General features: G+C 24.5%; 12 protein-coding genes. All 12 read right to left on the reverse strand.

What is annotated here, in order from left to right:
- On the reverse strand, positions 1-1308 hold a 1308-nt coding region (locus ACH5BK_RS13460), incomplete at its 3' end, for a contractile injection system protein, VgrG/Pvc8 family (protein WP_404308268.1).
- Positions 1309-1480: 172 nt separating this feature from the next.
- Positions 1481-2005 (reverse strand): Hcp family type VI secretion system effector, encoded by a 525-nt coding sequence (locus ACH5BK_RS13465; protein WP_404307916.1) that lies wholly within the window; start codon positions 2003-2005, stop codon positions 1481-1483.
- Positions 2006-2070: 65 nt separating this feature from the next.
- Complete coding sequence (locus ACH5BK_RS13470) at positions 2071-2931, reverse strand: protein kinase (protein WP_404308270.1); 861 nt, start codon at positions 2929-2931, stop codon at positions 2071-2073.
- Entirely contained in the window at positions 2928-3602 is a 675-nt protein-coding gene (locus ACH5BK_RS13475; RefSeq protein ID WP_404308272.1) for a PP2C family protein-serine/threonine phosphatase, read from the reverse strand. The genes ACH5BK_RS13470 and ACH5BK_RS13475 overlap by 4 nt, the downstream gene beginning before the upstream one ends.
- Positions 3602-7084, reverse strand: coding sequence for a type VI secretion system membrane subunit TssM (gene tssM / locus ACH5BK_RS13480; protein ID WP_404308274.1), 3483 nt, complete (start codon positions 7082-7084; stop codon positions 3602-3604). Before tssM ends, ACH5BK_RS13475 begins: the two co-directional genes overlap by 1 nt.
- The gene (icmH, locus tag ACH5BK_RS13485) at positions 7085-7939 is read right to left on the reverse strand and encodes a type IVB secretion system protein IcmH/DotU (protein WP_404308276.1); all 855 of its coding nucleotides are present in this window, start codon (positions 7937-7939) and stop codon (positions 7085-7087) included.
- An 11-nt stretch (positions 7940-7950) separates the two neighbouring features.
- Entirely contained in the window at positions 7951-9279 is a 1329-nt protein-coding gene (tssK, locus tag ACH5BK_RS13490; protein ID WP_404308278.1) for a type VI secretion system baseplate subunit TssK, read from the reverse strand.
- Complete coding sequence (gene tssJ / locus ACH5BK_RS13495; RefSeq protein WP_404308280.1) at positions 9279-9725, reverse strand: type VI secretion system lipoprotein TssJ; 447 nt, start codon at positions 9723-9725, stop codon at positions 9279-9281. Before tssJ ends, tssK begins: the two co-directional genes overlap by 1 nt.
- 9 nt (positions 9726-9734) lie before the next feature.
- Positions 9735-11093 carry a type VI secretion system-associated FHA domain protein TagH gene (gene tagH / locus ACH5BK_RS13500; protein WP_404308282.1) on the reverse strand — a complete coding sequence of 453 codons (1359 nt, stop codon included), beginning with the start codon at positions 11091-11093 and terminating at the stop codon, positions 9735-9737.
- A gap of 4 nt (positions 11094-11097) precedes the next feature.
- Positions 11098-11229, reverse strand: a complete 132-nt coding sequence (locus tag ACH5BK_RS13505) for a hypothetical protein (RefSeq protein WP_404308284.1) — start codon at positions 11227-11229, stop codon at positions 11098-11100.
- An 11-nt stretch (positions 11230-11240) separates the two neighbouring features.
- Positions 11241-13796, reverse strand: coding sequence for a type VI secretion system ATPase TssH (gene tssH, locus ACH5BK_RS13510; protein WP_404308286.1), 2556 nt, complete (start codon positions 13794-13796; stop codon positions 11241-11243).
- A 2-nt stretch (positions 13797-13798) separates the two neighbouring features.
- A complete protein-coding gene (gene tssG / locus ACH5BK_RS13515) occupies positions 13799-14782 on the reverse strand; it encodes a type VI secretion system baseplate subunit TssG (RefSeq protein WP_404308288.1) in 984 nt (327 codons plus the stop codon).
- Between the last annotated feature and the right edge of the window lie 2 nt (positions 14783-14784).

The raw sequence follows: 14784 nt of genomic DNA on the forward strand, positions 1-14784 counted from the left end.
ATAATCTTTTGTATTTGAATTCCCATTTGATACTTTTGCTGTTAATATTGAGTTTATTCTTGGCTTCTTTATCGTTTTTTTGGGTTTATATTCTATATCTTTTGGTATGGCTTTAAATTCTACTTCATATTGCAGTTGATGTTTTACTTGTTCATTTATATTTTGTCTATATTCATCTAGGGCATTTGGAAAATGTCCTTTATATTCTACTTCTATGATGATACTATCTATCTTTTTATTTGCTTTCTCATCTTCTAATCTTATACACAAACTATCTTCTATATTTAACTCTTGTGAACTTCCTTCTATTATATTTGATTGTACATATTCTCTTTGAGAATCTATTTTTGTATATCTATTTAAATCTTTATAGTAACTCTCATCTAACAAGTTTAATTTATCTCTTAATGTATATTTCTTTATATCATTTCTTAATTGTGATGTTGATTCATTATCTTTTATTGAGCTTACTATATTTGCTCCACTTTGTGTTTTATATTCTTGGCTTGGTTTATTTTTATCATAATAGTCTTCTATATGATTACTTGCTTTAAACTCTTTACTATGATTAAAAGAACAAGTTGAAGAGTATGTATTTACTATTACATGTTCATTTAACTCACACAATATTAGTTTATATGGATCATTTGAGCTATAGTCTATTATTAAGCTATATCCTTCTTCTTCACAAAGCATTTGTATAAATTCTAAATCACTTTGATTATATTGAGTTGTATACTCTCTTATTGGAGCTTTTAATAAATCTAATTTTATATCTATTTGAAGGTTTAATAATTGGTTATATCTATTTATTATCTCTTTTATTATATCACTTGTTTTTTTTTCATGATATATTTCATATCTATTATTTAATCCTAAATAATATAGAGGTGATACTACTTCTATTTTATATAGATGTTTTCTTGCTACTATACTATCTTCACTTGCTTTATATATTTTCCCATATATTGTTTTTTTTATTATAGGGCTTATTTCATCTTGTAGTTTTATTTCTACATCTGTATCTACTAGTTCTTCTATATTTATAAACTCATCACTTACAAATATTAGTTCAAAGCTATAGGGTTTATTTACTTGACTTTTCCCTTTTAGTTTATATACACTATAGCTTCCATCTAATATTCCTAATCCTATTATTTCATTTTCTTTATAATTTAATAGTTTTAGTCTACAGCTTATTTCTTGGTTTACTTCTTTTCTTAACTCTTTTAAACTAAATGCTTCTTCTATTTCTTCTTGTAAGTTATTTTCTATCTCATTTATTCTTTTTTTTATTTCTTCGGACAATTTTTAGCCTTACTTATTTTTTTATACTTCTTTTTATCTTATATATTAAAAAATAATATTTTTTCTCGCTACTTTTATTATTTTATTTATTCTTATTTTTATCTTTTTTTTATTTTCTATTACTTTTTGATATATAAAAAATAAGGAGTTCCCTCCTTATTTTTATTTATGTTTAGGCATTTAATCCTACACCAATTCTCCAGTCATCTTCTCCTGATGTACTTGCTGTCTCATGTCTCCATGTAATCTTTCTATATGCAAATGATACTTTTTCTAAAGGTGCTACTTGTGTTTTTGCTTGTCCTTCTTCATTATCCATGTATGCGTCTATATCTACGATTACTGCATCTTCTAATACAATTGAAAAGTAATGCTCTGGTTTTCCTGCATAGCTTGTTCTGTACCATTTTAATTCTACTTCTGTTAATGTCTCACCTTTTGTTAATGCGTTATATAATAATGGTGATGATTTATCAAATAGTTTTGATATTACTAATGGTTCATGTACTCTTTGTCCTGATGGTTGTCCTGACTGTGGATCTCTTGGTATATTAATGTTATGTGCAAAACCTTTTATTAATGCTTCATTCTCATGCCCTTTTTGGTATGAGTTACCTACTGATTCTGGTGTAAATGTACCTTCTGTAATTAAACCTTGTGTACTACCTTTTATCGAAATAAATATTGGATTATTCATTTTTCTTTATCCTTCTGTTAAAATGTTTTTTATTTTATCAAATTATAATTTAATAAATATTTATTTCATAATAGTTTTTGATACTTTTTTTGGATTTTTCTTGATTTTACGTCTAAACTTAATGAATTCTTAAACCATTTCCTTAAAAAAAAAGGAATTTTTGATAAATTTCTTTTTTCTATAGGTAAATCAAATAATTCCTTAGAACTATTTATAAATAAAGCTTCGTTTGTAAATATCTCATACATTACACAGGCCAATGAAAATATATCTGTTGAAACACTTGGTTTAATATTTTTATCAACTAATAATTCAGGAGCAGCATATTTAGGATTAAAAGCTTTAACTTTTGAATATTCTAAAGAAAATTCATCATTAGTTTCTATATTTTGAGAAATACCAAAATCAAAAATTATAGGTTCAAAATTTTTATTAAGTATTATATTACTAGGAGAGATATCTGCATGAACAATATTTTTAGAATGAATATATGATAAAGTATTTAGTAAAGATTTAAATATTGATTTTTTATCTTTTTTTGTTAAATTGAAGATAGAAACTTCACTTAAAAGTTGTCCTTCAATTTTTTCTAAAACTAAAAAAGGTACTTTCTTTTTCTTATCAATTCCATAATCAAGAACTCTTACAATACTATCCGAATTTAATCTTCTTAAAAAAGAGTATTCTGAAAAAACAAAAGCTGAGATATCTTTCATTTTAAGTAATTCTTTAGTTGGTACTTTTATAACTATATTTGAATCTTTTTTAAAATACTCATTATATATATCAATTCCATCATAAACAATACTTAAATCACTTTTAGCTATTTGATTAAAATAAAAATATCTTTTGTTAAAACTCTTTAAATTTTTAGTATTGCTTTTTTCAGATATACTATTTGTTGTAATATTTTTAATTATATTCATTTATGAGCAACCATTATTGCAGTAATATTATCATCAGCAGTTGAAGATAAAACATTAAATTTTAATTTATTAATTCCATTTTCAAGAGATTGCTCTTCCATTGAAGATTTTATAGTTAAACTTGAAATATTATCATATAAACCATCACTGCATAATAAATAAACATCATTAGGATCAACTATAAATCTAGTAACTTCTATATTAAAATCACCAGGTGCAGATATTGCAGAAGTTAAAACTTTTCGATATCCATAAAAATCATCGATTTCAATAGAATGGTCTTTTGTAACTGTACTTAAAACTTCACCTCGTAAATTATAACATCTACTATCCCCAGAGTGAATACAAACTCCTCTATTCCCTTCAATACATAAAAGCATAAGTGTCGTTCCAATTTTAATATTTTTTCCTAACTTATCTACTTTATTTTGTAAGATAGAGTGTATTACTTGTAATTGCTTACTCATTAAAGATATTTTTTCCTCTAATGTTCCTTTTAATTCTAGTTGTTCAAAAATATCTGTAATTAAATGGCTTGCAAAATTTCCTTCATCATGTCCACCCATTCCATCACAAACTATCCATAAACCTTTTTCATCTGAAATATAAAAAGAGTCTTCATTAACCTTACGTATATGCCCAGGATGAGTGAATGCAAAACTTTTAAACATTATAAGCCCTTATTTAGATGAAAGTTTGATAAAGTGCTATGTTTATTTAACATATTTACAACAGCACCTTTAATTAAAAATGAAGAACTATAATCTTCATAACTATATTTATAAATAGCCTCATTTCTAGTTTTTGATACAACAGTAAAATCATCTATTAATTTAAATAAAGCCCATTCATTATCAATATATTTTTGAGTAACAAGGCTATTATTTAAATCAAACAACTTAAATTTAACAATATTATTTAAATTTTGAGAAGGCCAAACTATTTTTTTATTTAATATTGGTCCATGTTCATAATACAAAGTATTATCGTCAAATACTAAATATACTGTTGCTAAGTTACTACTTAAATCATAAGGTTTTATTAAAGCATCAAAGCCTAGTGTGCCATTATTTCTAAAAAATACATTTCTGATTTTATAAGATTTTATAATTGACTGAATTATACTTCTATCTATGTTTACAATACTTCCATCTAGATTTTTATATCTATATGTTAAAGTATTATTATTTATAGATACAAATGAAGATAAATAGTTTTTATAGAAACTATCTAAAATTCCATTTTTTCTAAAGAAATCGCTAAAGTCATCAAGTTTAACAAAGTTATTTGACTCATTTTTTTTCAGAGGATACTTATTTTCTAATCTATTTGTATAATATGTATAAACTTCTTCTAAATATCTTTTATTTAAATAAGTTTTACTATTAGCAAGAATATATTTCCAATTACTTTTTTGAACAGACTTATACCATTTTTTAACATATAAGGGTAAAGAGTTTAAAGAAGTAACAATAGGTTTAATTCTTCCATTTACCCTATCAGTTACAATCTTAAAAGAATCATATTCAGGAGAAACAGCTCCTTGAATAGCTGTCATTATTTGATAAATATGATTTATACTATTGTTAGCTTCTTTTAAAACAACTGTAGGTTGTTCATTTTTATCTACTAAATCATTATAAGGTTTAAAAAAAGTTCTTAGATTTTTAATACTTGTATTATCAACTAACTTATCTGAACTATTAAGTGCTTTTTTAGTAACTGTTTTAGCTATTTGTCCTGTTACTACTTTATTAACAACTGTATTAGTAGTATTACTATTTGAGTTCATTTTAATCTCCTCTGAGGGAGTATATAACTCTGTATTCTCTTTTAAGGCCTTTAAAACAGCAATAATTGGTGAATTTGATGAGCTTAAAAGTGCTAATTGATTATTTAAACCTAAAATTCTTTTATATGTTGATATATTAAGTCTTGATAAAGCATTATTCCAATAGTTTTTATAATCAGCAAAATAAAATGCTAATATTCTTTTATAATACTCATTTATCTCTACTACATTTAAATCTGTTCGTTCACCTATTACCCAATTGTTAAGTAAAATATTACTTGTTAAATTTCTTCCTTCTTGAATCATAATCTTATAACCTTTTTTTGTATATAAGGCTGGAATAACATAATTTGCGTTATTAAAAGAAGATATATTATTTCCTAAAACTTGTGCAAAAGTAAAATCTTTCAAATTCATTTTTGCTATATTATTTTTTATTCCTTTATAAGTCAACTGTTCTGAACCATATTTAACTAATCTTTTTCTAGCCATTTTCAAAGTAGTTAAATCTATCTTATATGAATTGAAACCTAAACTTAAAAGATTTGACCAATGTTTATTTAATTTAGCTTGTACTTTTGGCATATTTGGATACTTTTTATTCCAATATATAGACATATATTCTTTTAAGAAATTTATATTTTCATTTCTTCTTTTTATATCTTTTAATAAAATATAAGCTTTTGTATTATCCCATGTTTTATCAAAATCTTTTAACTCATGGTTTATATTTTTTTGTATAAAATGCTCAATTCTAGGAAGAAGTAGTTTTACTAAGTCAGTATGATACTGCTTTAAAAGTTTACTATTTCTCTCTTCTACTTTATAAAATAGTATGTTCCAAAAACTATCTGATGTATTTTTTAAATTATAATTTTTAATATCATCAAGTTTATTTAAAACTTCTAAAATATCTTCAAAATTATCAGAAGGTACAATTTTATCTTTTTCTTTTAAATAATATTCATAATTTTTTTCTAACTTATGAAGTAAATTATTATGATTAATAAAATCCTTTACAATAAAAAAACTGAAAAATGCTACAAAAAATAATGATAAACCATAAGTAATGTACTGATTCTTTTTGATTTTTCTTTCATATTTTTCATCCATTTTTATCATATCTGATTCAGGAAATATAATATCAGTTAAAAGTTTTTTTATAAATAAACCTTTTGTATTATGTCTTGAAGTACTTAGTGTTTCTGGACTTATTAAAGCATGAGGATTATTCTCTCCTGGAATACTTGTAAAATAAACTCCTCTTAATAATAATGGTTTTCTATATCTTGTTTGAGAAAAACACATATCAACAAATAAGTTAACTCTTTCAAATAGATTAGAAAAGTTTTCACAAAAAGAGAATATTCTAGCTCTATTTTGAGTTTCCCACTCAAAATGTATTTTTTCTAAAACTGAACTATTTAGTCTTTTTAATAAATCTTCTAAATGAGGTTTTATTACATTTGTATCAATATTCTCATTTTCAGTATCAAAAGTGATTCCTAAAATTTCATTTTTTTCTTCTTCTGATAATGATGAAAAGTATTCATTAAAACCTTCAATTTTATCACTTTTTGTAATAATCAAATATATGGGAATACTTGACATAAAAGCAACCGATAATTCATCAAATCTATCTCTTAAATCTTTTGCATAAACTTCTAATTCTTTTTCTGTTTTATTAAAAATAGTTTCTACACTAATAGGTAAGATTATCCCATTAATAGGTCTTCTCCATCTTTTTTTTACAAAAATTTTCAGAAACTCTTTCCATATTATATTATCTTCTGGGTTCTGCTTTTGTTCAACATAATTTCCAGGAATATCAATAAAAACAGAATGTTCTGCAAAATACCATTGAAAAGAACTCGTGTTTTTTTCTTCAATTATTTGATTTTCATTGTAATCTATATTTAAAGGAAAGCTCAATCCAGATGATTCTAAAAGTGTAGTTTTTCCTTCATTAGTATTTCCTAATAATAAGTACCAAGGTAACTCATATTTTGCTTTTCTTCTACTTTTATATAAAGATGACTTTTTAATAATCTTAATAGCTTCATTAAAACTATTTTTTAACTCTTTAAGTTTTAGTTTTACAACTTTTTCATGTTCTTTTTTTAACTCATATTGTTCTTTTTTTTCTTTTAAAGACTCTTGAGTTTCTTCTTTTTTTAATAAGATTGTTAATAAAACTATAATAATACTTCCAAAAAATATACTAAAGGCAATAAGTAATCTAAAATTTAATTCTTTAAAAGAATCGAAAAGATATGGTGTTGCAAAAATTATAAACAAAGAACTTAAAGTTGCAATTAAAAGTATCCAAAATGTAACTGTCTTAAAAATACTTTTTTTCATTTACTTCTCTACCTCTAAACTATTCTTCTCAATTTTTTTATTTTCAATCATTTCTATAAATTTACTATTATGTTCATTTAAAGTAAATGTTAAAATTCCATACACACTAAAAACCAAAAGTAAAACTCCTAAAAATAAAATTGGATATGATATTTTATTAAATAATCTAAATTTATTTTTTGAAGCTTCTTGTTTTATAAAGAAAGGAAAAGGATCTCTACCTTGAACAATTTTTATCTGCCTAAATAAACTGTCTTTCACATTATTTAGTTCAATTTGACCTCTATTTATTACTCTATATTTACCTTCAAAACCCAAAGCAATACATATATACATTAGTTCTAAAATATGAATATACTTAGCAGGTGTTTTCAAAAACTTATCTAATAAATGGAAAAAGTTTTCTCCACCATAAGTTTCTTTATGGAAAATACGTAAAACACTATTATTTGACCAATTATTATTTGATCCTAAACTACTACTATTCATAAACTCATCAACTACAGTACATAAAATATATCTTGTAACTAACATTTCAGTATTTTCAATACCTAACTTTAAAGCATTTTCATCAAATAAGTTTATTTTTGCTATTAATTCATTTCTTACCTCATCAGCATTTAAATCTTCACTAGATTCCAAAATATCAAGTGTGTACTTAAATAAATGAGAAGAAGCACTCAAAAAAGGATTAAAACTTATTTCATAATCATTCATTCTAGTATAAGCTTTGTTTCTTTTAAAAGTACTACTTTGTCTATCAAAATTATCATAAGGACTAACATCAACTTGATTAAAATTAGTTAATGTGTTCTCAGAAGAATCATTGGAAATTAATATTGTTTTATTACTCATTTTATTTCTCTTTAATCATTTGTAATTGCCCAAATAGAATAATTTATATTTGGTATATCATTTGGTAAATAAAATGCAAAACCAGAAGATTGCAATAGCTCTTTTCTATTCTTTTCTGATAATTCTATACTAAAATATAAATAGTTGACTTTATAAGGAATTTCTTTAGGTGCAGAAGACAAAGTTCTAAGTTTAAAACCAACTAAATGATAATTAACTAAATTTTTAATAGTTTCTATAGTACCTAATTTAAGGCTTGATAATAATGCTTCTCTTATCTTATTCTCTGAAATATCAGCAGAAACAGCAAAAATAAATGTTGAACTTTCTAATAGTTTTTTATCTTTTATAGGAGCAATATATATTCCATATTTTCTTTTTTCAATTTTTAAGGCCACACTATTTTGCTCTAAAACCATAGTTAACATTGATTTCAAATCATCTATAATTTTTAAAAAACTCGAAAACTGCTCTAAATGATTATAAGTTATATACTCAGCAATTCTTCTTTCTTTCTTCATAAAGACTGAAAGTTCTGCAACTAAAGAACTTAACTCTAAAAAAACTTTATCAGGATGAACTCTATCTTGTGTTAAAAAATAATGTAATCTACTTTCTGTTCTATTAAGTAATTGTAGCATTAAATAATTACCAAGTTCTGTTGATTGAAGTCTTGAATCACTTATATTATCAGCAATTACATTGGCTCTATAAGAAATCATACTCAATAACTCTTTAATTTGAGAAAGTAATCTTGTTGAGTTATTTAAGTGTAAATATGTTGGTACAAAATCTTCTTCAAGAGAAACTATTCCACTTGTAGAAATATTACCTATTTTTGCTATTTCAATGCTGATAAAACTATCATTTAAATCATCTTCTGTCACTAATTTAAAATTTTGCTGTGCAAGTAAAATATCAGAATTACTTAGTTCTCCAGCATTAGTATTAGGTATATTATTAGCTACTTTTGCAGTATATCTAGTTAATAGTTTTTTTTGATCTTCAAAATGTACACTATCCCCATCTTCAATAAAGATAGGTAAAGCTAAATAAATTACCTTATTACTATGTGTATGATTTACATCAAATGTCAATAACTGATTTTTAGAGCTAACATCAAAAAGTGTTCCATCAGGCATTATTCCAGATACATGCTTTATAGATATTTTTCCTGTATTTAATAAACTTTCATCAAAAGATAAATTAAATAAACCCCAACTATTTTCTCTTGAATATAAACTTCTAGTCATCAACTCATAATTATAATATCTATCATTTTGCTGAAAATGTTGTGGTCTAATAAATAAACCTTCTCGCCAAACTACTTGATTTTGCATTATTCTACTCTTTCTATACTATATTTATGAATTTCTAACTCACTAAAATTATATGTGTCTTCTTCCAAATTTATGACATGCTTCCATTTATTTTTTATATTTCTAAACTGTCCTACTACACCTAAAAACTTTGCATTATCGTTAAATACTATTTTGTATGTTTGCTTTTGATGAGGAGTAATAACATGTTTTGATTGAGATATTAAATCTCTATTTAAATTTTTTCCAGATTCTTGCATTAATGTCCAATAGTCGTACTTCATAAAATTCTCTGCTGATTCCAATTCATAAAAAGTTAACATTAAAGGTGAAGAAACATTATTGATATCTGGATTTAAATCATTTGTTGAATTAACTACTAACTCTAAATGTGTAGGCTTTGAGGAACACCCAACAAGTCCAATGGCAATTATTACTGCAATTACAGTTTTTAATATAAATTTCATTTTATTCCTTTATACTGATGTCAATTTAATTGTATATTCAATATTTTTATATTCATTTGTAAAATCTTTAGCGATTAAATTTATTCCAAAATCAGGTTTTTCATTTAACTCATTAAACATTTCTATATAAGAATCCCACATTTGATACTTTTTAGGGACAAAATTATTTAAAACTCCAGTTGTTTCAAAATGATGTTCTAAACTCTTAGGAGAAAATTTTGTCACTGCAATATTTATCAAATTTTTACTTGCTCTATGTAAAGCAACATTATGTATATTTAATTCATTAAATGATTTTTTCACTGCTTCTGATAGTTTTATACTATTATTAGATACTTCATTTAATATACTCAAAGAGTACTGTCCCATTCTTATTGGATTATTATCTTTAACAGTAGTGTTTTTATCATCTATTAATAAATCTTTTTTTATTTTATCTTTTGTTTCAAGAGAATCTTTTAAGCCATCTAAAGAGTTAATAACTATATTTGCTATTTCATTTAGTCTCTTATCTCTTTCTTCATTGTTTAAGTTACTAAATTTAATTCCTAACTTTTCTTCTAAAACACATAAAGCAGAGTTTTCACCTGTAAAATCTGCTTCTTGAATAATATTTTTTTCTTCTATTACCTTTGTTTCTATATCATTATCTTTACTATTATCTACGGGTGATAAAGACTCTTGGATTATCTTATCTTCTACTTTTTCTACTTTTTTTTCTTCAAAAGTTGGAATAACAATATGTTCATGTTTTAATTCATTAGTAACTGATTCAATATTATGAGTATTGTCAAAATTTAAAGGTTCTTTCTCAAAATCATATAAATCATCAATATGTTCTACTGTATTATCTTCTTCAAATATATTCAATACATTATTGTCATAATTTATTTCTTCTTCAACCATAAAAGAATTACTCATTACAGATTCATCATCAAGTAGAAAATCATCGGGTATTAATTCATTTGATATTTTTTTACTACTTATTTGATTTAAAGGCACACTATTTTCAGGTTTGTAGCTTAAAATATCATCTTGACTATAGTCATTGTCCATAAACCTAGCTTGAATTTCATATTCACCTATAATAAAAATATCAGTAGAATTTATCTTTATAGACATATTCTTAGGTAATTTTCTATATGGATGTTTTAAAGAAGTACCATTTGTACTTATATCTTTAATAAAATACATACCATCTTTATATTCGATTTCAACATGAGTATTTGAAATATAACTCTTTGAATCAGGTAATTGCCAATTTGCTTCTTCTGATCTTCCTATAATTCCACTAGTCTTATTAAAATGATAATTTTTTTTAGAAGGGAATTCCCTTCCCGTTTTAATAATATCAAATATTAATTTCATAGAACTAATTCTTTTTTAATGATTCTATTTCAGGTTTTGCTTGATACAAAGGCTTATACTCTTCATGAAAACTTGCACAAGCATTAAAAAATAAAACTACAAATAATAAACTTATTACATTTCTAAATCTCTTCATAAATACTTCCTTTATTTATTTTCAATAATTAATTCGTCATTTTTATTTATAGAAACTACTAGTTTTGATAATTTTTTATTCTCTAAACTTGCATTTAAAATGTATTTTGAAAGTTTTGGCATTATGTTATTATTTATAATCAAATCTATATTTCTAGCACCAGTATCAACTGTATTACTTAAAGACACTATATAATCTAGTAATTTTTCTTCTACTTTTAAATGAATATCTTTTTTTAATAACTGTTTTTCAATAGTTTTTAACTTAAGCTTTGTAATATCTTTTAAAGCTTCATTTTTTAAATTGAAATAAGGAATTACATTCATCCTACCTAATAAAGCTGGTTGTAAATAAGAAGATAAAATAGGAGTAATTTCTTTAGTAATTTCATCCATAGTTATATTTTCATTATTAATACATAGTTTTGTAATTTGTTCAGTCGCAAGATTTGAAGTCATTATTATTACTGTATTTTTAAAATCAATTACTCTTCCTTCTCCATCATTAGCAATACCTTTATCAAAAATCTGATAAAAAAGATTTAATATATCAGGGTGTGCTTTCTCTATTTCATCTAACAATACAACAGAATAAGGTTTAATTCTTACAGGATCAGTTAATTGTCCACCTTCACCATATCCAACATATCCAGGAGGAGATCCAATCAATCTTGAGACTGTATGTTTTTCTTGAAACTCAGTCATATTAATTGTTGTAATAAATCTCTCGCCACCATACATTAAATCTGCAATAGCTCTTGCTGTTTCTGTTTTTCCAACACCACTTGGACCAACAAGTAAAAATACACCTGCAGGAGACTCTTCATTTTTTAGCCCTGAAATTGATATTTGTAAAAATGTATTTAAATAAGAGATTGGTTCATCTTGACCAATAACTCTTTCTTTCATTTTATTTTCAAGTTCCATTACAGTTTTTATTTGCTCTTGAACCATACTACCTAAAGGAATTCCAGTCCAAGAAGAGATAACTTCTGCAACTTGATCTTTAGTAACATTTTTATAAATATAACTAATATCTCTCTGAAGTTCTTTTAACTCTTTATTTAAACTTTTTACTTCATCCTTATCTACTGATTCTTCAAGTTTTAATAATAACTCTTTTTGATTTTGCCAAATATTTTCAATTTTTGATTTAGTAATTTCTAATTCTCTAATATCTTCTTGTAAAATTAAAATTTTTTCTTTATAGTCATTTACATAATTATCACTATCTCTACTTAAAGAATCAATTTCTCTTTGCTTTTCTATAATTTTTGTGTTAATCTTTTGTAAATCGTAAGGAAGATTTGTTTTACTAATTTTTACATTTGCACAAGCAGTATCTAAAACATCAATAGCTTTATCAGGTAATTGTCTACCTGTTATATATCTAGCAGATAAAACAGCTGCTGCTTTTAGAGCTTCATCTTCAATATATACATTATGAACATCTTCATACTTTGATGCAATACCTCTTAAAATAGTAATTGCTTCTTCGACAGAAGGTTCTAATAAATTAATTTTTTGAAATCTTCTTGATAAAGCTGGATCCTTTTCAAAATATTTTCTATACTCCAACCATGTAGTAGCAGCAATAGTTCTCAACTCTCCTCTAGCTAAGGCTGGTTTTAATAGATTTGCAGCATCTGATCCACCTTCATTTCCCCCTGCTCCTATTAAAGTATGTGCCTCATCTATAAATAGTATAATAAATTGAGTTTTTGATTGTATTTGTTTTATTACAGCTTGTAATCTTCTTTCAAATTCACCCTTTACACTAGCTCCTGCTTGTAAAGCACCAATGTCAAGAGATAATATTTTAGCTTCATATAATTCAATAGGTACTTCTTTTTGAATTATTTTAAGAGCTAAGCCCTCTACAACAGCCGTCTTACCTACACCAGCTTCTCCAACCATAATAGGATTATTTTTTCTTCTTCTAAGTAAAATATCAACTGCTTGTTTTATTTCATCATCTCTACAAAGAACAGGATCAATCTTACCTTCTTTTGCTAGTTGTGTTAAATCTGTCGTATATTTATCTAATTCTAAATTATCTTTATCTAGTACTTTATTTGAAGAATTTAACGATGATATTTTATTTATCATTTCTTTATTTAAACCAATTATCAAATCTTTTGCTTCTTTAAAATCTATTTTATTTAATTCTTTAAAATAAGAAGTATTTGAGTATTTAATAGAATTATCAAATAAAGATAATACTAATGCTGATTCAGTTATTTCATCTTGTGACAAAGAAACTTTTGCAGTTAGAAAAGAATCTTCAAGCCAATTAACTAATAACTTTGAGAATATAGGATTTGTACTTTCTGTTGTTGACATTTTTGCACCTGCTTGAATAGCATTAAAAACTTCTTGAGAATCAATTTTATAATGCTCTAATACAAGGTTGAAAATACTTGAACTATTTTCAAGCATTTTATACAAAATATCTTCTATTATTATCTCATCTCCACCTCTTTGAATACATCTTTGAGCTGCTTGTTCTAAATACTTTTTCGTATTTATATCTAAAGAGTTAATTAAATCTTTTAATTCTAATTTCATCGCTAACCTTTTTGTGCTAAAATAATTTTTTCATCATAATTTGAGTCACCAATCCAACAATTAATACCCAAATATTTTCTATTGTTTTCATCCAAAGAAAAAATATCTTTTTCTTCTTTTTTTATATCTAAACATATCTCATGTTCTAAATGTTCATTTAAAACAAAAGATACCAATTCTTTTACTTGATCTGTTTTTTTACTTAATAAACTATATTCATATAAATCTTTTGCCTTTGCATTTTTTAATAAAATTTGAAACTTAGTATTTTTACTAATTATCTCTTCTCCTATTAAAAAGTCTTTTCCCAAAGACATATTAACCTCTCCTAATACAGAATTTTGCCAAGCTGGAATTTCATATTTAGTAGGAATACACTCAACAATATCAATATCTTCATAATTTAAATATTGTTTTAGTATTGCTTTTAAAGACCCCGAAGACTTTTGTTTCATACTTAGTAATCCAATATAAGGTATAAGCTTTTGTAAATTTAAACTATTTGTTTTACTTTTAGAATATAAACCTAGTAAAGACAATATATATTTAGAAAACCTATCATTTAAATCTTGTCTATACTGAATGTAATATCTGTGTTTTTCCCAAATAGGATAAATGAATTTTTGTAAGTGATGATTAAATAGATTTAAAAAATCATATAAAATCATATCTGAATCTATGCTATCTAAAACCATTTCACTTAAATGACTAGGCATAGGAGAAGAGCTTCCAAAAATTCCTAAAAAGTTCAAGGTTATTTCTGCTTTTACTTTATTATCATATTCTAAAAAGTTTATATTATGAATTTCTGAACGTTGAAAAGATAAACTTGTATTTGATTTAAATACAATATTTTCATATAAATCTTCAAACTTCTCATTTGGATAAAACTTTTTTAAATATAAACAAGTAATCCTTATTCCCTGAGGTAATGTTATTTGCTTAATAGTTTCATTAATTTTTTTATTAATAATTTCTAACTGCATTT

This window comes from Arcobacter sp. YIC-80, from assembly GCF_044841725.1.
Taxonomy (GTDB): domain Bacteria; phylum Campylobacterota; class Campylobacteria; order Campylobacterales; family Arcobacteraceae; genus Arcobacter_B.